Source organism: Ruegeria sp. CDSC025 (assembly GCF_059610805.1).
Genome location: NZ_JBXWOJ010000001.1, coordinates 609058 through 628738, shown reverse-complemented (window position 1 = coordinate 628738; position 19681 = coordinate 609058). Strand labels below are relative to the sequence as shown.

19 protein-coding genes and 2 tRNA genes are annotated in these 19681 nt (G+C 56.6%); 7 read left to right on the top strand and 14 right to left on the bottom strand.

Going from position 1 to position 19681, the window contains the following annotated elements:
• Both AC2FH8_RS03155 and AC2FH8_RS03150 read right to left on the bottom strand, forming a co-directional pair.
• Positions 1 to 57, bottom strand: a tRNA-Asn gene (locus AC2FH8_RS03155).
• 88 nt (positions 58 to 145) lie between these two features.
• On the bottom strand, positions 146 to 1060 hold the full coding sequence (locus AC2FH8_RS03150; RefSeq protein WP_142633579.1) for an MBL fold metallo-hydrolase: 915 nt from the start codon (positions 1058 to 1060) through the stop codon (positions 146 to 148).
• A gap of 44 nt (positions 1061 to 1104) precedes the next feature.
• On the opposite strand from AC2FH8_RS03150, the gene AC2FH8_RS03145 reads away from it, so the two are divergent.
• Positions 1105 to 2424: an ATP-binding protein gene (locus AC2FH8_RS03145; protein WP_142633580.1), complete on the top strand. Its 1320-nt coding sequence runs from the start codon at positions 1105 to 1107 to the stop codon at positions 2422 to 2424.
• A gap of 245 nt (positions 2425 to 2669) precedes the next feature.
• Here the strand turns inward: AC2FH8_RS03145 and AC2FH8_RS03140 are convergent.
• Positions 2670 to 2746, bottom strand: a tRNA-Ile gene (locus tag AC2FH8_RS03140).
• 107 nt (positions 2747 to 2853) lie between these two features.
• Between AC2FH8_RS03140 and purM the strand changes: the two genes are divergently transcribed.
• The 3 genes from purM to rnd all read left to right on the top strand — a co-directional run bounded on the left by purM (position 2854) and on the right by rnd (position 5764).
• Positions 2854 to 3900 carry a phosphoribosylformylglycinamidine cyclo-ligase gene (gene purM / locus AC2FH8_RS03135; RefSeq protein ID WP_496688201.1) on the top strand — a complete coding sequence of 349 codons (1047 nt, stop codon included), beginning with the start codon at positions 2854 to 2856 and terminating at the stop codon, positions 3898 to 3900.
• Positions 3897 to 4493: a phosphoribosylglycinamide formyltransferase gene (purN, locus tag AC2FH8_RS03130; protein WP_142633582.1), complete on the top strand. Its 597-nt coding sequence runs from the start codon at positions 3897 to 3899 to the stop codon at positions 4491 to 4493. The genes purM and purN overlap by 4 nt, the downstream gene beginning before the upstream one ends.
• Before the next feature lie 113 nt (positions 4494 to 4606).
• Positions 4607 to 5764 (top strand): ribonuclease D, encoded by a 1158-nt coding sequence (gene rnd / locus AC2FH8_RS03125; RefSeq protein WP_496688199.1) that lies wholly within the window; start codon positions 4607 to 4609, stop codon positions 5762 to 5764.
• Positions 5765 to 5770: 6 nt separating this feature from the next.
• On the opposite strand, the gene AC2FH8_RS03120 is transcribed toward rnd, so the two are convergent.
• Positions 5771 to 6295 (bottom strand): hypothetical protein, encoded by a 525-nt coding sequence (locus AC2FH8_RS03120; protein WP_271947285.1) that lies wholly within the window; start codon positions 6293 to 6295, stop codon positions 5771 to 5773.
• 139 nt (positions 6296 to 6434) lie between these two features.
• Here AC2FH8_RS03120 and AC2FH8_RS03115 point away from each other — a divergent pair, with 139 nt between their 5' ends.
• A complete protein-coding gene (locus AC2FH8_RS03115; RefSeq protein ID WP_496688197.1) occupies positions 6435 to 6845 on the top strand; it encodes a SufE family protein in 411 nt (136 codons plus the stop codon).
• On the opposite strand, the gene AC2FH8_RS03110 is transcribed toward AC2FH8_RS03115, so the two are convergent.
• Complete coding sequence (locus tag AC2FH8_RS03110) at positions 6842 to 7504, bottom strand: DUF1638 domain-containing protein (protein WP_142633590.1); 663 nt, start codon at positions 7502 to 7504, stop codon at positions 6842 to 6844. The genes AC2FH8_RS03115 and AC2FH8_RS03110 overlap by 4 nt on opposite strands.
• Positions 7505 to 7658: 154 nt before the next feature.
• On the bottom strand, positions 7659 to 8357 hold the full coding sequence (locus AC2FH8_RS03105; RefSeq protein ID WP_271947279.1) for a corrinoid protein: 699 nt from the start codon (positions 8355 to 8357) through the stop codon (positions 7659 to 7661).
• Positions 8358 to 8637: 280 nt separating this feature from the next.
• Between AC2FH8_RS03105 and AC2FH8_RS03100 the strand changes: the two genes are divergently transcribed.
• Positions 8638 to 9723 (top strand): PA0069 family radical SAM protein, encoded by a 1086-nt coding sequence (locus AC2FH8_RS03100; protein ID WP_496688196.1) that lies wholly within the window; start codon positions 8638 to 8640, stop codon positions 9721 to 9723.
• Between the two features lie 53 nt (positions 9724 to 9776).
• On the opposite strand, the gene gltA is transcribed toward AC2FH8_RS03100, so the two are convergent.
• Entirely contained in the window at positions 9777 to 11072 is a 1296-nt protein-coding gene (gltA, locus tag AC2FH8_RS03095; RefSeq protein WP_142633596.1) for a citrate synthase, read from the bottom strand.
• Positions 11073 to 11193: 121 nt separating this feature from the next.
• On the bottom strand, positions 11194 to 12594 hold the full coding sequence (gene gltX, locus AC2FH8_RS03090; protein WP_496688195.1) for a glutamate--tRNA ligase: 1401 nt from the start codon (positions 12592 to 12594) through the stop codon (positions 11194 to 11196).
• 78 nt (positions 12595 to 12672) lie between these two features.
• Between gltX and AC2FH8_RS03085 the strand changes: the two genes are divergently transcribed.
• Positions 12673 to 14688 (top strand): ComEC/Rec2 family competence protein, encoded by a 2016-nt coding sequence (locus tag AC2FH8_RS03085; RefSeq protein ID WP_496688193.1) that lies wholly within the window; start codon positions 12673 to 12675, stop codon positions 14686 to 14688.
• A gap of 3 nt (positions 14689 to 14691) precedes the next feature.
• Here AC2FH8_RS03085 and lexA read toward each other — a convergent pair whose 3' ends face one another.
• From lexA to AC2FH8_RS03055, 6 genes are all read right to left on the bottom strand, one after another.
• Positions 14692 to 15390 carry a transcriptional repressor LexA gene (lexA, locus tag AC2FH8_RS03080; RefSeq protein WP_142633603.1) on the bottom strand — a complete coding sequence of 233 codons (699 nt, stop codon included), beginning with the start codon at positions 15388 to 15390 and terminating at the stop codon, positions 14692 to 14694.
• A 77-nt stretch (positions 15391 to 15467) separates the two neighbouring features.
• Positions 15468 to 16640, bottom strand: coding sequence for a molybdopterin molybdotransferase MoeA (locus tag AC2FH8_RS03075; protein WP_281994568.1), 1173 nt, complete (start codon positions 16638 to 16640; stop codon positions 15468 to 15470).
• Positions 16637 to 17110, bottom strand: a complete 474-nt coding sequence (moaC, locus tag AC2FH8_RS03070; RefSeq protein WP_142633607.1) for a cyclic pyranopterin monophosphate synthase MoaC — start codon at positions 17108 to 17110, stop codon at positions 16637 to 16639. Before moaC ends, AC2FH8_RS03075 begins: the two co-directional genes overlap by 4 nt.
• Positions 17110 to 17922, bottom strand: coding sequence for an indole-3-glycerol phosphate synthase TrpC (trpC, locus tag AC2FH8_RS03065; protein WP_496688191.1), 813 nt, complete (start codon positions 17920 to 17922; stop codon positions 17110 to 17112). Before trpC ends, moaC begins: the two co-directional genes overlap by 1 nt.
• Positions 17919 to 18938, bottom strand: coding sequence for an anthranilate phosphoribosyltransferase (gene trpD / locus AC2FH8_RS03060; protein WP_142633610.1), 1020 nt, complete (start codon positions 18936 to 18938; stop codon positions 17919 to 17921). Before trpD ends, trpC begins: the two co-directional genes overlap by 4 nt.
• Complete coding sequence (locus AC2FH8_RS03055) at positions 18935 to 19516, bottom strand: anthranilate synthase component II (RefSeq protein WP_496688189.1); 582 nt, start codon at positions 19514 to 19516, stop codon at positions 18935 to 18937. The genes trpD and AC2FH8_RS03055 overlap by 4 nt, the downstream gene beginning before the upstream one ends.
• Positions 19517 to 19681 lie beyond the last annotated feature (165 nt).

The window sequence follows — 19681 nt, the reverse complement described above, 5'->3', positions numbered from 1 at the left end:
GGTAGGGATCGAACCTACGACCAATTGATTAACAGTCAACTGCTCTACCGCTGAGCTACGCCGGAACGGTTCGCGCCATATAGCAACCCGAAATTTCGCCGTCCAGAGGGGAAGCGCGGTTTTGGAAAAAAATTTACCTCGGCATCTATGGGGTTCTGGCGAAGATCGCGCCGACGGATAACTTTGACTGCGGTGCAACCAGAAATCGGCACGTAAGATCAACGAGATGGGCGAATACATTCCGTTCGGCAGCGGGCAACAGGGCGGCGGGGGTTTCGGTATAGATTCGCTCGGCCAATTCCCGGGCGGTCCCTGGCCTGGTTTCCAAAGCATACAGAATCTGTTTTTCCCGGGCGCGCCGGTGGGTGATCAACCAATCGAGCCTTTTGGCAGGGTCGTTAATCGGTGCGCCATGCCCTGCGTGGAATACGGACCAGTTATGTTGCCCTAGCTTTTCGCAAGCCGCCATGAAATCGGTCAGATCACCATCAGGTGGTGACACCAGTGAACTGGCCCAACCCATCACATGATCGGCGGTAAAGCAGACATCCCCCCAACCCAGCGCGATATGGTTACCAAGATGACCGGGCGTATGGATCACATTCAACTGCCACCCTTCGGCGGCGATTACATCTCCATCTTCGACTTCGATATGCGGGCGGAACGCCGTGTCGATCCCTTCACCTCCGCCTGCGAGCCCCTGAGTAGCCAATTCGGCCATCACCTCACTGCGGCCTGCTTCGGGGCCTCCGAAAGCAATGATCTTTGCTTGCGTTCGTTCGGCCAGCGGTGCAGCAAGCGGAGAGTGGTCCAGATGAGAATGTGTGACAATGATGTGGCTGATCCGTTGTCCGGGTTTAACCGCGTTCAGGATTGCATCCAGATGGTCCGCATTGGCAGGGCCGGGGTCAATCACCGCAAGATCGGTTTGGCCAAGCAAGTATGTATTGGTGCCGCGATATGTCATCGGAGACGGGTTGGGGGCAAGAATCCGCCTCAGGCCCGGTTGTAATTCGTCATCTCGACCTGGCATTGGATTGAAATCGTCCGGTGCTTGCATTCTGCACTCTTTCTCTCGTCTGAACAGCCCGTTAGGTTTAACCCATGACGACGCAATGGCTCAAACTTTATATGCCGCGCAGCCTGTATGCTCGGGCGGCTTTGATTCTCATTTTGCCGGTGGTGGTGATGCTGCTGGTGATCAGTGTCGCCTTTTTGCAAAAGCACCTGGAAGATGTCACCGCGCAAATGACTCGTGCCGCATCGCGTGAGGTTACGCTGGTTACGGATGTGATAGAACATTCTGAAACGCAGCATCAGGCGGTGGCCGAACTTCGGCCCGATCTGGCCGCGCTTGATATGAAACTGCGGTTTCTCGGGATAAACGAAACGCCAGTCATCGGGAATCGCCGCTGGTATGATTTCATTGCACCTCAAGTCGAATCCGAGTTGCGCGCCCTGCTTCCCGATCTTGTAGCGGTCGCCTTGCCAAGCGGGCAGGAGGCTCGATTGTATCTGCAGACGGATTTGGGTGTATTGCAGCTAACTTTCGACCGTCGGCGATTGTCCCCAACCGCGCCGCATCAGTTGATTGTGACCGTCTTGTTCTTTGCGATCATCATGACAACCATTTCGTTTTTGTACATGCGCAACCAGCTACGACCGATCACCCGTCTGGCCGAGGCTGCACAGGCGTTCGGACGCGGGCGGGTTGTTCCTTACTCGCCAGGCGGCGCGATCGAGGTGCGGGCCGCTGGCAGTGCGTTTCTGGATATGCGCGCCCGGATTGAGCGTCAGATGGAGCAGCGCACCATGATGCTGTCCGGTGTCAGCCACGATTTGCGAACGCCTTTGACGCGTCTCAAGCTTGGGCTGTCTTTGTTACCCGAAGGTGAGGCAGCGCCATTGCAACAGGACGTGGATGAAATGCAGCTATTGCTGGACGCGTTTTTGGATTTTTCCAAAGGAGCGGCAGAAGTGGCGCCGGAATCCGTAGACCCTGAGAGGTTCCTTCGGCAGATCGTCAAGGATGCGTGCAGGGCAGGGCATAAGGTCGAATTGGTAAAGGTTGATGGCGCAGGAACCGCGATGTTGCGCCCGACGGCTATTCGTCGCGCGGTAGAGAATTTGATCGGGAATGCGGTCAGGTATGGAAATCGCGCTGAGATCAGCCTGTCGGTCTCTTCCAAATCGCTGCGTATCCGCGTCGAAGATGATGGTCCGGGTATTCCGCCCGAGCAGCGCACCGAAGCGGTCAAACCTTTCTCGCGATTGGATCCGGCGCGCAACCAGAATCGGGGCAGCGGTGTTGGTCTAGGGTTGGCCATTGTGGCAGATGTCGCCCGAGCCCATGGCGGCGTGCTTCGATTGGGCAAAAGCGAACATCTGGGCGGTCTGTGTGCCGATATTATCATCGGTCGCTAGAGCATCGTGCACCGGACCTCTGCTCTGCCAAATCTGGTGTGAGTTCATCTTGGCTTGTCGGATGTTCAGTGACCGATAAACTGATTCAAGCGCCTGAAAAGTTACCGGGATATCCCGGGCGGGAATCGAAGATATGTCCTGAAACCGTGGGGCACTTGCCTCGCAACCTATTGTTAGGTCGTGGAGCATCTCTCTCTATTTTCGGGCCAGTCGATCGTTGTTTCTAAAGGAAAATTTGCGGAATTTGGTAGGCCCGGAGGGACTCGAACCCCCAACCAAAGCGTTATGAGCGCTCTGCTCTAACCAATTGAGCTACAGGCCCGCCTAGGCGCTTTGCCTATCATGGTGAACGCCCGCGTCAAGCCTGACCGTTGCAACATCTCCAACAATCGACTAACCCGCGCGGGAACCATTCAAAAGAGGTTGGCCATGACAGCGGGCAAAAACGGAATCACCTACGCGGATGCGGGCGTTGATATTGATGCGGGGAATGCTCTGGTCGACCGGATAAAACCTGCTGCCAAGCGGACCAACAGATCCGGTGTGATGAGCGGGCTGGGCGGGTTCGGCGCATTGTTCGACCTGAAGGATGCAGGTTATCGGGATCCGATTCTTGTCGGCGCCACCGACGGTGTTGGCACCAAGTTGCGGATCGCGATTGATACAGGCCTGGTCGATGGCGTCGGTATCGATCTTGTGGCCATGTGCGTCAACGATCTGATCTGTCAGGGGGCCGAGCCACTTTTCTTCCTCGACTATTTCGCAACAGGCAAACTGGATACCGAGACCGCCGCACGGATTATTGAGGGCATTGCCGAAGGCTGCGTTCAATCGGATTGCGCATTGATCGGTGGTGAAACAGCCGAGATGCCGGGCATGTATCCCGATGGTGATTTCGATTTGGCCGGGTTTTCGGTCGGTGCGATGGAGCGCGGCGCACACCTTCCTGCAGATGTTCAACAGGGTGACGTGTTGCTTGGGCTGGCCTCAAACGGGGTGCATTCCAATGGCTATTCGCTAGTGCGCAAGCTGGTCGAGCTTTCGGGCTTGGGTTGGGATGCGGCATCGCCCTTTGGGGATGGATCGCTGGGCGAGGCACTGCTGACCCCGACGCGCCTTTACGTGAAACCTGCGCTACAGGCGATCCGGACAGGCGGGGTGCATGCGCTCGCCCATATCACCGGCGGTGGCCTGACCGAAAACCTGCCACGGGTGCTGCCCGAAGGGCTGGGTGCCCAGATCGACTTGAACTCCTGGGATTTGCCACCCGTATTCCGCTGGATGGCAGAAACCGGCGGTATTGCTGAATCCGAGATGCTCAAGACTTTCAACTGCGGCATCGGCATGATCGTGGTTTGCGGCGCAGAGCAGGCCGACGACCTGTCCGCACTGCTGGCCCAAGCTGGTGAGACGGTTTCGCGGATTGGCACCGTAACCGACACCGCAGGAGTGGCCTATTCGGGCAAATTGCTGTGAGCCATAAGCGCGTCGCCATTCTGATCTCGGGCGGGGGGTCGAATATGGTCTCTCTGGTCGACAGCATGACCGGTGACCATCCGGCCAGACCTTGTTTGGTCTTGTCGAACGATGCCGGGGCAGGCGGGCTGAAAAAGGCAGCTGATCGGGGAATTGCAACCGCAGCCGTTGATCACCGACCCTTCAAAGGCGACCGCGCAGCTTTTGAGGCCGAGCTGCTGAAACCGTTAGAGCAAGCACAACCGGACATCGTGTGTTTGGCTGGGTTCATGCGGGTGCTGACCGGTGATTTCGTCTCGCGCTTTCAGGGTCGGATGCTGAACATCCACCCGTCACTGTTGCCAAAATACAAGGGTCTGAACACCCATGCCCGTGCGATTGCAGCAGGTGATATTGAGCATGGATGCTCGGTTCACGAAGTGACCGCAGCGCTGGACGATGGCCCAATCTTGGGGCAAGCCCGCCTGAATATTGAGGCTGGAGACACTCCTGAGACTTTGGCGGCGCGCGTTCTGACCTACGAACACAGGCTTTATCCGGCCGTATTGCGCCGCTTTGCCGGAAATGACCGCACGCCGGTGCTTTTGCCGTGAATCCCGCGGGGTGATTTACACGCGGTTGCCATTCGGCCTATGGTTCGCCCGACGGCCCGGAAACGTGTAGGACTGACGGGTGATTAAAAACAAAAGCAAGAATAGCACCACGAATGAAAACCCTCACGACGACGCAAGAGCTGGCCGATTTCTGCAAAGCGGCTGCGGCCTTTGATTACGTAACCGTAGATACCGAGTTCCTGCGCGAACGGACCTACTATTCAAAACTTTGCCTGCTTCAACTGGCGGTCCCGTCGCCCGACGAAGACAGCGCCGTTTTGGTCGACCCGTTGGCCGAAGGGATGACTCTGGAGCCTTTGTACGAGCTCTTCGCCGATGAAAGCGTGGTCAAAGTATTTCACGCAGCCCGTCAGGATCTTGAGATTTTCTGGGTTGAGGCGGGTGTGTTCCCCAACCCTCTGTTCGACACGCAGGTCGCTGCTATGGTCTGCGGATTTGGCGAGCAGGTTGGCTATGAAACCCTGGTGCGCAAGATTTGTAAGGAAGGCGTGGACAAGACCTCTCGATTCACCGACTGGTCACGCCGTCCGCTGTCCGAGGCGCAAAAGACTTATGCGCTGGCGGATGTAACGCATCTGCGGAAAATCTATGAATATCTGGCGGCCGAGCTGACGAAAACCAAGCGCAGCCATTGGGTCGCGGAAGAGCTGCGCACGCTGACGCAATCCGGCACCTATGAGATCCAGCCCGAAAATGCGTGGAAGCGTATCAAAACCCGGACGAACTCGGCCAAGTTTTTGGCTGTTGTTCGCGAGTTGGCCGAGTTCCGCGAAGCCTATGCGCAGGAAAACAACGTACCGCGCAGCCGGGTGTTCAAAGATGACGCGCTGATCGAACTGGCATCGACCAAGCCGAAATCTTTCTCAGATTTGGGTGGATCGCGCCTGCTGCTGCGCGAGGCCCGCAAAGGGGTCATTGCGGATGGGATTCTGGCCGCCGTCAAAAAGGGTGTTAATTGCCCACCAGAAAAATTGCCCAAGATTGATACCAGCCGTGACAAGTTGAAGGTAAATCCTGCGCTTGCCGACCTATTGCGGGTGCTGCTGAAATCAAAAACGGAAAGCTCGGGCGTGGCCGCCAAACTGATTGCTACCAGTTCCGAACTGGATCAGATCGCAGCCGGTGAACGGGAGTTACCTGCAATGTCCGGTTGGCGGTTCGAGGTATTCGGCGAAGACGCCCTGAAACTGTGCGATGGCAAAATCGCCCTGGCAGCTAAAGGGCAGACCGTCACGGTCGTAGAGCTTTAGCAGGAATTACCTGCGGCGGGATTCCAGGGCATTTTGTTCCCCTTTGACGCGGACCAGCCGAATGTTAGCAAGCTCGTCTCGGCTGATATTGATTGCATTGGATACCCTTCGGGACCGTTCGGTCCCCTGGCTTGTCGCATATGACGGGTAGTCGACACGGAACGTGAATTCGAGAATGCCATTTTTCGCATTCTCTTCGCTTTCAACACGAACAAGCCGCGCATTATATGCACCCTGCCTTGCAGCAATCCCAGTCGTGTAAACGATAGCTCCATTCGGAATTGGATCGATCCGCAATTCTTCGATCTTGGCGATCGGGAAGCTCTTATCCTCGGGTGGCTTCTTGGAAAACAGGCCAACACCATCGTCTGTCTGGGGAACCAGCGCATTTGCATCGTTCACCGAGACTTCAGAGGGTGCCGGAGTACTGGACCCAAACCAGTTTGTCGGGTTGACCCGAGAATCACGCCAAGCGCTGCAAGCCGACAGGGTCAAGGCAGCAGCCAAAAGAACAGACAGTGATTTCTTCATCGTCACAACACCCAGAGCAGTCTATATGGCAATGAGTTATCGCACTTTTCCGGGTTTGAAAAGCCACGTGGGGGGCTGGACAGATGCTGGTCAGGATCATAGTTCAAAAATGTGAACCCAATGAGAGGACAGCCCCGAGATGGCGACACCTGCTTTTGAAGAAATCGTCGAAGATTTCGAATTCCTGGAGGACTGGGAAGACCGGTACCGCCATGTCATCGAGCAGGGGAAAGCGATGGCGCCAATGGATGATGCGTTGAAGGTGCCTGCAACCAAAGTACATGGTTGCGCCAGCCAGGTCTGGCTGCATCCCAGTGTCGAGGGAGGGATCTTTCATTTTGACGGCGACAGTGATGCTCTGATCGTGCGGGGGCTGATTGCGGTTCTGCGATCCCTATATAACGGCCTGCCGGTTCAAGAAGTCCCGCAGGTTGACGCAGGAGGCGAACTGGCGCGGCTGGGGTTAAACGATCATCTTTCCGCGCAACGATCTAACGGTTTGAGGGCGATGATCGACCGTATCCGCGAGGTCGCGATAGAGGCCGCCTAAAGCGGGCGGCTGGCCCAGTCGCTCAGCGTGGATTGCAGATCACCATAGCCGGTAAAACGGCGCTCGAAAGCTAGGCCCATTCGGTCTGCGCACTCCTTGGCCCGTTCGGTCAGAACCGCATCATCAGTCTGTGCCTGATAAACCAGTTTCGTGTAGTTGCCGAAATACATTTCCCTAAGCTCGGGGTGCCGATCCAGCCCCAGCGGCTTCCAGACGAAGGCATCGAATTGACGTGCCAGAAAATCTGTTAGGTAGAACGCTGTAGTTTCATCCTCGCCGCGATTTTCAAAGACCTGGTTCCCCTCGAAGAAAGAATAGCAGTGGGGCCCTTTAATCATCTCCACACCCATCTCCTCGCAGGCTTTCTGCAACAGGCCACCGGTGCCGCAATCTGCATAGACGACATAAACTTTATCGTATTGGTCGCGGTGTTTGGCAACGGCCTCTTCCACCGCCTGCGTGATTCGTTCCGGGTGGACGTGCAAGATGGCGGGCAGGCAGGTCAGTTCCATATGATCCCAGCCGTTACGACGCTTTAGGTCCAGGATTTCCCGCGCCAGCGCACCGCAGGCCAATAACAGAATTCGCCCTGCGCCGTGATGGTCTGAATAGCCCTGCGTTGTCAGGCTGGCGTCGTCGGGAAGTTGGTCCTGAGTCATTTCGCGCCTCTTTCTCGTTATCTAGAAAATCGGCATATTCGGTGGCTGGCAAGCCCGTATTCGACACATAATGTCGGCTTCGGATCAGGGTAGGGTGAATAAATGAAAAAGGCCGCCCGAAAACCGGACGGCCCTGAAATGGTCTAGACGTCGATCAACCCGCCAGCTGATTGTGCTTGCGCGAGACAAAATCCTTTGCGGTCTCAACCGCTACGGCTGCGTCACGGCAATAGGCATCAGCACCGATCGCCTTGCCGAACTCTTCGTTCAGGGGCGCGCCGCCAACCAGAACGATATAGTCGTCGCGCCGACCCTGTTCGATCAGTGTGTCGATCACGACTTTCATATATGGCATGGTCGTCGTCAGCAGGGCCGACATGCCCAGGATATCGGGCTGTTCGGTATCAAGCGCTTCCAGATAGTTTTCGACGGGGTTGTTGATGCCGATATCAACAACCTCGAATCCGGCGCCTTCCATCATCATTGACACCAGGTTTTTGCCAATGTCGTGAATGTCGCCCTTAACAGTGCCGATCACCATTTTTCCAACGCGCGGTGCGCCGGTTTCTGCCAGCAGTGGCTTGAGGATAAACATGCCGCCCTTCATTGCGTTTGCGGCCAGCAAGACCTCGGGTACGAACAGAATGCCGTCACGGAAGTCGTGGCCCACAACCGTCATGCCGCCGACCAGTGCCTTGGTCAGGATGTCATAAGGTGTCCATCCGCGCTCCAGCAGGATGTTCACACCTTCTTCGATTTCTTCTTTCAGACCGTCGTAAAGGTCATCGAACATCTGTTCGACCAGTTCGTCGTCGTTCAGTTCGGACAGGACGATGTCTTCTTCATCGGACATGGGGCGTTTCCCTGAGCTGTTCGGGCCTTGCGCCCGTGGTGGCATTTTTTCCGTTTTGGCCATTTCGCCGTAATACTACTGTGACGATTGCGACCTTGGCAGTTCCGAGACCGACCTATAGGCCAAATTTGTCGTTATCTCGACGTCATTTTACACATGAACATCCTGCAATTCGTTCAAATGCACCAAATGTCCAGGGCCTGATTGGGGCTCTGATGATGCCTCAGAAAGGTAAATGTGCCGCTTGCCGGACCGGTCGATATTCCATATACCAAATGGCATGAACAAAAGTAGAACAAACCTTCCTTCGGCCATTGCCAAGGGGCGAGCAGCCACGGAAAATACGGCAGGCAGATTCGAACGGTTTGACACAATCCCCTGCGATGACGGCTGGGGGTATGATGACGATCTTCCTCCGTTGCGGACTGAAGTCAGGCACGAGACGGCACGCAGCATAATCACTTATAACCGCTCTCCCGACTTGCCATTTGATCGTTCGATCAACCCCTACCGGGGGTGCGAGCACGGCTGCATCTATTGCTTTGCACGGCCCAGCCACGCCTATCTGGGTCTGTCGCCGGGGCTGGATTTTGAGACGCGCTTGATTGCCCGACCCAATGCGGCCGAGCTTCTTCGCAAAGAGCTTTCTGCGAAAGGTTACAGTGTTGCGCCGATTGCGATTGGAACCAATACCGACCCTTATCAGCCAGTTGAAAAAAACCTCGGAATCACAAGGTCTTGTTTGTCGGTGCTTACTGAGTTTCGCCATCCGGTTGCGATTGTGACCAAGGGGGCACTGATCGAACGTGACCTCGATCTGCTCGCACAGATGGCGGAACAGGGTTTGGTTCGGGTCGGGATATCTCTGACCACGTTGGATGCGGATTTATCGCGCCGAATGGAGCCACGGGCACCCGCGCCAAATCGGCGCCTGAAAATCATTCGCATGCTGACCGAAGCGGGGGTTCCGGTGCGGGTCATGACCTCACCTTCAATTCCCGGTTTGACAGATCATGAGATGGAAAGCCTGTTAGAGGCGGGCAGGGATGCCGGGGCGGATGCAGCAAGCTGGATTATGCTGCGGTTGCCGCGCGAAGTTTCGGAACTTTGGCAAACCTGGCTGCAAGAGCAAGAGCCAACGCGCGCCGAAAAAGTCATGTCCAAGCTTCGGCAAATGCACGGGGGCAGGGACTATGATCCGCGCTGGGGCCACCGAATGCGCGGTGAGGGCGAATATGCCGAGATGGTGGCTAAGCGGTTTTCACTGGCTGTAAAACGACTGGGCCTTGCAACGCGCACCCCGAAGCTGCGGTGCGATTTGTTCGATATCCCGCCCCAAGCCGGGGACCAGTTGACGCTGTTCTAACAAATCAGCCCCGGATTCTGGTCCGGGGCTGTTTGGTTTGTTGGGGATCGAAATCAGCGTTTTTCGATGTCCACGTAATCGCGACTGGTTTCGCCCAGATAGAGCTGGCGCGGGCGGCCGATTTTGTTCTGTGGATCTGCGATCATCTCTTTCCACTGACTGACCCAGCCAACGGTGCGCGACAGTGCGAAAATCGGGGTGAACATCGATGTCGGGAAACCCATCGCCTCGAGGATGATCCCTGAATAGAAGTCCACGTTCGGGAACAGTTTCTTTTCGGAGAAATACGGATCTTCCAGTGCCTGTTTTTCCAGCGCCTTGGCGACTTGCAGCTTGGGATTGTCCTCAATCCCCAGCAGATCCAACACTTCGTCGGCGGATTGCTTCATAACCTTGGCGCGCGGGTCAAAGTTCTTATAGACGCGGTGACCAAAGCCCATCAGGCGGAACGGATCAGCCTTGTCTTTGGCGCGGGCGATAAATTCCGGGATACGGTCAACCGTGCCAATTTCTTCCAGCATTTCAAGGCAGGCCTGGTTTGCGCCGCCATGGGCAGGGCCCCAAAGACACGCGATACCAGCGGCAATACACGCAAACGGGTTCGCCCCCGAGGACGAGGCCAAACGCACAGTCGAAGTCGAGGCATTCTGTTCGTGATCCGCGTGCAGAGTAAAGATGCGGTCCATCGCGCGGCTGAGGATTGGGTTCACCTCATATTCCTCGGCAGGGACGCTGAAGCACATGCGCAGGAAGTTTGACGCATAATCCAGATCGTTGCGCGGGTACACGAAAGGCTGACCGGTGTGATACTTGTAAGCCCAGGCAGCTATGGTCGGCATCTTGGCGATCAGACGATGGGATGCGACCTCACGCTGATGCGGGTCGGAAACATCGGTCGAATCGTGATAGAACGCAGACATCGCGCCCACGACACCAACCATGATCGCCATCGGATGCGCATCACGGCGGAAGCCACGATAGAAATATTGCATCTGTTCGTGCAGCATGGTGTGGCGGGTGATCGTGGTTTCAAACTTTTCCAGTTCCTTGGCCGCCGGCAGCTCTCCATAAAGCAACAGGTAGCACACTTCGAGGAAATGCGATTTCTCGGCCAACTGGTCGATCGGATAGCCACGGTGCAGCAGTTCACCTTTTTCGCCGTCGATATAGGTGATGGTGCTGTCGCAGCTGGCGGTCGATGTGAAGCCGGGGTCATAGGTGAACACATCCGCTTCGCTGTACAGCTTGCGGATGTCGATGACATCAGGTCCCACGGTAGGCGAATGAACCGGCAACTCGTATGTTTTACCATGTACGGTCAAAGTGGCTGATTTATTGCTGTCGGTCATAATGTCCCTTCCTCATTCATACGTGAAACGGATCGTCGTCCGTTTCGGCGGGCAACGGTTGCGCACAGGGGCGCAGCCCGGGTGTTAGCGGAGCAGCGTTACCCAAATGTGAAACCTTTGGTTATGTCGCTGCGTCGGAGAGCCGTGCCAGGGTTTCATCCCGCCCAAGCACAAGCATCATATCAAAAACCGAAGGCGTTACAGCCCGACCAGCCAATGCAGCGCGCAACGGCCCTGCCAGCTTGCCAAACTTTAGCCCTTTCGCTTCTGCAAACGAGTTCAGGGCACTCTCCAGTTCGTTCCGGGTCCAGCTAGCATTTTGCACGTGCGGCGTCAATTCACTCAGTATACCGTCGGATACAGAGGACAGCGCCTTTGCAGCCTTCTCATCAGGTTTAATCGGGCGTGACGTCAGCACAAAATGCGCTTTTTCAAGGAGTTCCGGGAATGTGCGTGCCCGATCCTTGAGGCAATACATCGCACGTTCCAGATCACCTGATTGTGCATTGGTGAGAGCGGGCAGTCCCGCCGCCGCCAAGTATCCCTGAATTTCCTGCCGCAACGCGGCATCGCCAGTGATTGGAATATGCTGACCACATAGATTCTCGAGCTTTTTCAGATCGAACCGTGCAGGGCTTTTACCAATTCCAGCCAGATCGAACCACTCTTTCGCCTGCTCATCTGTAAAGAATTCGTCATCCCCATGGCTCCAGCCGAGACGGGCTAGATAGTTGCGCATACCCGCGGCCGGGTACCCCATCGCCTGATATTCTTGGGCACCCAAAGCTCCGTGACGTTTGGATAGTTTCTTGCCGTCCGGACCATGAATCAACGGAATATGTGCCCAGACCGGAACATCCCAACCCATGGCTTCATAGATCATCATCTGGCGTGCGGCATTGTTCAGGTGATCGTCGCCCCGGATAACATGGGTCACACCCATGTCGTGATCATCCACAACAACCGCCAGCATATAAACCGGTGTTCCGTCCGAGCGCAGCAGGATCATGTCGTCCAACTGATCGTTGCGGATTGTCACGTCGCCCTGAACCTGATCGCGGATCACGGTGACCCCGTCCCGCGGTGCCTTTATGCGGATCGCATATGGGGCGTCAGGTTGGGTCGAAGGGTCAGCGTCGCGCCAGGGGCTCTGGAACAGCGTCGATTTTCCCTCTGCACGCGCCTGTTCGCGAAAGGCTGTGATTTCGTCCTGGGTCGAAAAACATTTGTAGGCTTTGCCGTCCGCCAGCAGCTGATGTGCCACTTCAGCATGACGCGGGGCGCCTTCGAATTGGCTGATCACATCGCCATCATGGTCCAGGCCCAACCAGGACATCCCCTGAAGAATTGCTGCAGTTGCCTCTGGCGTTGAGCGTTCGCGGTCCGTGTCCTCAATCCGCAACAAAAACTTGCCACCACGTCCCCGAGCAAAGAGCCAGTTGAACAATGCAGTGCGCGCGCCGCCGATGTGAAGAAAACCAGTGGGTGAAGGTGCAAAACGGGTGACGACCTGATCGGACATAGTGTGGATTAACCTTTTGGTAACCGTGTCGGGCTTAACTTGGCGCCTGTCTAACGAGCCCGAAGGACGGGGGCAACCATGCGTGTTCTGGCACGGGTCGAGACCGCATTACTGAACCAGACAGGCTATTTGTTTCAGTGGTCACCAGTGTGCTTGGCCATTGGCATCGGCCTGTATTTCGCGCTCCGGTTCGAGCCGGGGTGGCAGATTTACGTTTGTTTCAGCGCGGTGATTGTTGCAGCTATGGGGATGGCCCGCAAATCGCGGTCTGGCTGGGCTTCGTTGGCAATCGGGGGGGCGCTGATCGCTGCCGGGTTTATCCTGGCCGGCGCACGTGCCCATACGGTGGCAGAGCCGGTTCTGTCTTGGCGGTACTATGGCCCGGTCGAGGGACGTGTTGTCGCCATTGACCGCTCTGCGTCGGATGCGCTGCGGGTAACGCTCGATCGGGTGCGGTTAGGGGACGTGCCTTTGGATCGACGCCCGCGGCGCGTCCGACTTTCCCTGCATGGTGGGGATGTCGCACTGGTTCCCGGGCAAAGGATCATGACAACAGGTCATCTGTCGCCGCCTCAGGGGCCGGTAGAGCCCGGCGGTTTCGATTTCCGTCGCCACGCATGGTTTCAACGTTTAGGGGCGGTCGGGTACACGCGCGTACCGGTGTTGTCGGTTGCCCCGCCGGACAGGACCAATCTCCGCATCACGGCGTGGAGGATGGCGATCTCTGAGTATGTGCGCGCATTGCTGCCTGGAGAGGTCGGAGGTTTCGCCGCGGCTGTCACGACGGGTGATCGCAGCGGAATGGGGCAGGAAACGCTGAACAATCTACGGGCATCTAATCTGGCTCATCTGTTGGCGATATCCGGATTGCATATGGGGTTGCTGACAGGTTTCATTTATCTGATCTGCAGGGTCACGCTGTCTGCTGTCCCGGTGCTCGCTCTTAGACTTCCGGTCCGCAAGTTTGCAGCGGTTTGCGCCTTGGTCGCGGCGGTTGTTTATCTATTGCTGTCTGGCGGGAATGTCGCAACAGAGCGGGCCTTTATCATGGTCAGCGTAATGCTGGGGGCCATTTTGATCGACAGAAGGTCAATTTCGCTACGCGCGGTGGCCGTCGCTGCCCTTATCGTGCTGTCGTTGCGACCAGAATCTCTGTTAAGCCCCGGTTTTCAGATGTCTTTTGCTGCAACAACGGCACTTGTGGCCGTTTTCGGAGCCTTACGCGGTTTCGGTTCTGCTTTCGGGCCGAAATGGCTACGGCCCATTATCGGGGTATTGATGTCATCTGCCATAGCGGGGCTTGCCACCGCACCGATTGGGGCCGCGCATTTCAATTCACTGTCTCACTATGGGCTGGTTGCGAATATGCTGTCGGTCCCGGTGATGGGAACCGTCGTGGTTCCTGCGGCCGTTATTGCCGCAATCCTGGCGCCATTCGGGCTTGAGTGGATTGGGCTGGCGGTCATGGGGGCAGGGTTGGAATGGATTCTGGCGGTTTCAGACTGGATCTCGGGACTGGAAGGTGCGCAAGGATATGTGGTCAGTCCACCGTCCTACGTCTTGCCCATATTTGCATTGGGCGCGCTGTGGATCGCCTTGTGGCGCGGTGGGGCAAGGTGGGTCGGCGTCGCACCTTGCATGGTGGCGATTGCGCTTTGGGGGCAGGGTAACCGTCCGGAAGTTTTGGTCGCAGCTTCCGGTGGGTTGGTTGGTGTGATGACTGATCAGGGGCGCGCGCTGAGCAAGGAAAAGGGCAGCAAATTTATTGCAACCGTATGGCTTGAAAACGACGGAGACGGCGCGAGCCAGAAAACTGCCGCAAATCGCTGGCCCGATGGGAAAGATCTGTCGCAAAGATATTTCTGGCAGGGCAAAGAGCTGATTCACCTCACCGGCAAACGATCTGCGCGCGAATTCAGCGAATGTGGAGATGACCAAATCGTCATCTCTGCTGTTCCGGTCCAGCTGTCCGGCACCTGTATGGTGATTGATCCCGAGTTGCTGACCAAGACAGGAAGTATTGCACTGTCTAGCGGAAACGTAATGACCAGTGCCGAAGTCATAGGCAAAAGGCTGTGGTCGCCAGACAGCTAAAGATCAATAGCTTCGGATCAGCCCAACCAAACGGCCCTGAACCTTGACCTTATCTTCGGGCAGTACACGCGTTTCATAGGCCGGGTTGGCAGCCTCAAGCGCTATCGCCTGACCTCTCCGAAAGAACCGTTTGAGCGTTGCTTCCTGATCTTCGACCAGAGCGACAACGATATCGCCATTATCAGCCGCGGAGGTTTCGCGGATGACGACCACATCCCCGTCGTTGATGCCTGCGTCAATCATCGAATCGCCGCGTACTTCAAGTGCGTAGTGCTCGCCTCTGCCGGAAACCATGCTTCCGGGGACGGCAACGCGGTGCGAGACATGGCTGATCGCCTCGATCGGAACACCTGCTGCGATGCGTCCCATGACCGGCAATTCCATTGCGTCAACGGTCACTGGTTCGAAATTCGCGGGGCGTCTGCCTTCGGGTTTGTCACCTTCGATAACACGGGGCTTGAAAGCGACTGTAGGCTCTCCTCCCAGGCTTTCAGGAAGTTTGACGATTTCGATGGCCCGGGCACGATGGGCCAGACGACGGATAAAGCCGCGTTCTTCAAGCGCTGTGATCAACCGATGGATGCCGGATTTGGACCGCAGGTCCAGCGCAGCTTTCATTTCATCGAAACTTGGGGGGACGCCATCCGCCTGAACTCGTTTATGGATGAACTCCAACAAATCCAACTGCTTCTTGGTCAGCATTGCTCACACCTCGTCGCTCATACGTTTTCTTTTGTTCTACGCATGTTCACGTTTTGTGTCAATGGTTTTGCGCGGTCTCAGATCGGAAGGAACATCACTTCGTCACCGGCCAGGCGCGCCGGATCATTCGGTTGCCGAACCAAGAGCGCGTTTGCTTCGGCGAGGACGCTGAGCAGCGAGCTGTCCTGGTTTTGGCAGGCTTTTATCCCGTCCGCGGTCACGATGGCACGCATGTAATGCTCTCGCGGCCCATTCGCGGGGATAGCCTCGGTTAAATTGGCGCTTTGAAGCGGGGTCAGAACCTGTTCCAGGCCCAGCATCTTACGGATCATCGGGGCAAGAAACAGATAGCTGCAAACCATTGCGCTGACCGGATTACCCGGAAGTCCAACCATCACGCTATCGCCCAAGCGACCGGCCATCAGCGGTTTGCCGGGGCGCATGCGGATTTTGTAAAAACTCCGCTCCAACCCCAGTGCGGTGGAGACCTGAGAGACAAGATCATAATCCCCAACCGAGGCACCGCCGATCGTAACCACCAAATCAACGTCGGCTGCTAGAGCAAAGGCGGTCTCAAGGGACGAAACCGTGTCAGAGGCGATAGGCAGAACCCGAACATGCGCTCCAACATTCTCTAACAACGCTTTAATACCAAAGGTGTTTGAGGCGATTATCTGATCCGGTCCCGGTGTTTCGCCGGGCATGATCAATTCATCCCCGGTTGCGATCAGCGCGACCACGGGTTTACGTGCAACCGGCACCATGGGGATATTCATCGCCGCCAAAAGCGCCAGATCCTCGGGGCGCAAACGACGTGGAGCCGTAATCTTGGCGCCAATTTCGAAATCGACGCCTTTTGGACGAATGTTGGATTTAGGGCCCGGCAGATCAGAAATGGTGATTAGGTCACCTCGGCGATCAACATCCTCTTGAATGACAACAAAATCTGCACCTTCAGGAATAGGGGCGCCAGTGAAGATCCGAACCGCCTGTCCGGGTCCAACCTGACCGTCAAATCGCCGACCGGCCGCAGCCTCGCCAATGACTTTGAACATGGCGTGCGGCTCTACCTCGGTCGATTTTACCGCGTAGCCATCCATCGAAGACGAAGCGAATGGCGGCTGATCGCGTGTGGCTGCTACATCCTCGGCCAGTACTCTACCCGCCGCATCCATCAAGGGAGCCGTCTCTGAGGGGAGGGTGTTTACAAGATCGAATAACTGCGCCCGGGCGCTTTCAACGGTTATCATTTCGCCTCGTAACGGCCTGATTTACCACCATCTTTTAGCAAGACGCGAATGCCGCCAATTTCCATTGCCTTATCGACGGCTTTGGCCATGTCGTATATGGTCAGTGCGGCGGTTGAGGCCGCTGTCAGCGCCTCCATTTCCACGCCGGTTTGACCAGATGTCTTGACGGTTGCCTGTACCTGTATGCCGGGTAATTCTGGGTCCAGTGTCAGGTCTACGGTAACTTTAGTCACTGGCAGTGGGTGACATAGCGGGATCAGATCGGGTGTCTTCTTTGCCCCCATGATACCGGCCAGACGTGCAACCCCCAAGACGTCACCTTTTTTGGCGCGACCTTCTGCGATCAAGTCGAACGTATCTTGTGCCATCGTGATATGAGCCGCTGCGACGGCGACACGATCCGTGATGGGCTTGTTCGACACATCGACCATATGAGCCTGTCCCTGGGCATCAAAGTGAGTCAGCGGCATCACATCACACCCGGGCTGAGCGGACGCGACAGCAGATCGTGTGTCGCTGCTGCGACGTCATCCTGACGCATCAGGCTCTCGCCAATTAGAAAACAACGCGCACCGAAACGGGCGATATCGGCCAAGTCTGCTGGAGTGCTCAACCCGCTTTCGCAAACGATGGTCCGGTCAGCGGGTACAAGTTTTGACAGGCGGCGTGTGGTATCAAGAGTGGTCTCGAAGGTCTTGAGATTACGGTTGTTTATCCCAATCAACGGGCTTTTGAGCTGCGTTGCACGTTCCAGCTCGGCTTCATCATGAACTTCAATCAGAACGTCCATGCCCCAGTCAAAGGCGGTCTGTTCCAACTCAGACGCCTGGCTGTCATCAACCGATGCCATGATGATCAGAATACAATCCGCCCCAAGAGCGCGGGCTTCGGCCACCTGATAGGGATCGTACATGAAATCTTTGCGTAGAACCGGCAAAGAACAGGCTGCGCGTGCCTGAACCAGAAACTCTTTGGCACCCTGAAAGCTGGGCGTGTCGGTCAACACGGAAAGGCAGGCAGCGCCACCTTCTTCGTAAGCCAGTGCAAGTGCTGGTGGATCAAAGTCAGCGCGGATCAGACCTTTGGAGGGGCTGGCTTTTTTGACTTCTGCAATCAGCCCGTACCCAGTACGTACAGCCATTTGCAAGGCTGATGCGAATCCGCGTGGTTCAGAGGCTGATCTTGCTTCGTTTTCAATAGCTTCCAGAGACTTATTGGCCTTGTCCGAAGCGACCTCTTCGAGCTTGTAAGCTTTGATTTTGTCCAGAACCGTTTCGGTCATGCGGCCTCCTGAGTAATGCGGGCCAGGGCCGCGATCTTGTCTTTGGCTTTTCCGCTGTCGATACTTTCAGCGGCTTTTGCGACACCTTCGCGCAGATCAGCAGCGGCCTCTGCGACGACCAGGGCCGCTGCGGCATTCAACAATACCGCATCGCGATAGGCGGAGGCCTCGCCGTCTAGAAGAGCTCGGAAGGCTACTGCGTTTTCTTCGGGGGTTCCGCCGAGAATGTCCTCGAAGGGATGTACCGGCAGCCCTGCATCTTCGGGGTGAAGCTCGACCTCTTTGATTGTGCCGTCTTCGAGGGCCGCAATCCAACTGATACCCGTGATGGTCAATTCGTCTGTGCCGTCCGATCCGTGCACCAGCCATGCGCGTTCGGACCCAAGCAGGCCCAACGTTTCGGCCATCGGGCGGATCAACTCTCGGCTAAAGGCTCCGGTCAACTGCCGCTTGACGCCTGCCGGATTGGTCAGCGGACCGAGAATGTTAAAGATCGTCCGTGTCCCAAGCTCTTGCCGGGTGGGCATGACATGCGCAATCGCCGGGTGATGCATAGGGGCCATCATGAAACCGATGCCGACATCTTGCAGTGCATTTTCAACGGTTTGCGGGCCGACCATAACGTTGATACCCAGCTGACCTAGCGCATCTGCGGCTCCGGATTTAGAACTCAGGTTCCGGTTGCCGTGTTTGGCCACGGTGACACCGGCACCTGCAACCACAAAGGCGGTCGCTGTCGAGATATTCAGCGTTCCCTTGCCGTCACCGCCGGTGCCCACAATATCTATCGCGCCAGCTGGTGCCTGAACTGCATTGCATTTTGCACGCATCACGGCAGCGGCGGCGGCATATTCATCGACGGTCTCACCGCGTGTGCGCATGGCCATCAAAAGCCCGCCGATCTGGCTGGGTGTTGCGGCGCCGTCAAACAGGATCCCAAAGGCTTCTTCCGCTTCGGCGCGTGTCAGGGGGCGGTCGGCGGCAACTCCGATCAGCGGTTTCAGGGCGTCGCTCATGCGGGAACTTTCATCTCGGACAGGAAATTCTTGAGCAACGCGTGGCCGTGCTCGGAAGCGATGGATTCCGGGTGGAACTGTACGCCATGAATGGGCAGTTCGCGGTGCTGGAGGCCCATTATGGTGCCATCTTCCAATTCCGCCGTAATCTCCAGGCAATCGGGCAGGGTATCGCGATCCACAATCAGCGAATGATAGCGCGTCGCCTCAAACGGCGTGGGCAGGCCCGCGAACACACCTTTACCGGTGTGGTGCATTGTTCCCATTTTGCCATGCACAATCTCATGGCAACGCGTGACTTTTCCACCGAGAACCTGACCTATGGTCTGATGGCCAAGGCAGACACCCAACAAAGGCGTCCGTGTTTCGGCGGCTGCCTCGGTCAGGGCAAGGCAAATGCCTGCCCGGTCAGGGTCGCAAGGGCCAGGGCTGAGCAGGATGCCAGCGGGGTTCATGGCCATCGCTTCTTGCACGTCCAGCGCGTCATTCCTTCGAATGACCATTTCCGAGCCAAGTTCGCCTAAATAATGTACGAGGTTGTAGGTAAATGAGTCGTAGTTGTCGATCAGCAGCAGCATTTGGCTCTTGTCTCGTGTTGGTCATTTCGGGCTGGCGATGCAACCCAAGGCCACGGTATAGTGTTGGCACATACATGCTCAGGCTTGTGGGGCAGCGTCAAGGGTGCATCCCGAACTTGGCGGTCCTGCAGGCAGGTGCCACAACAGATGGTGCAAGGGCAAGGC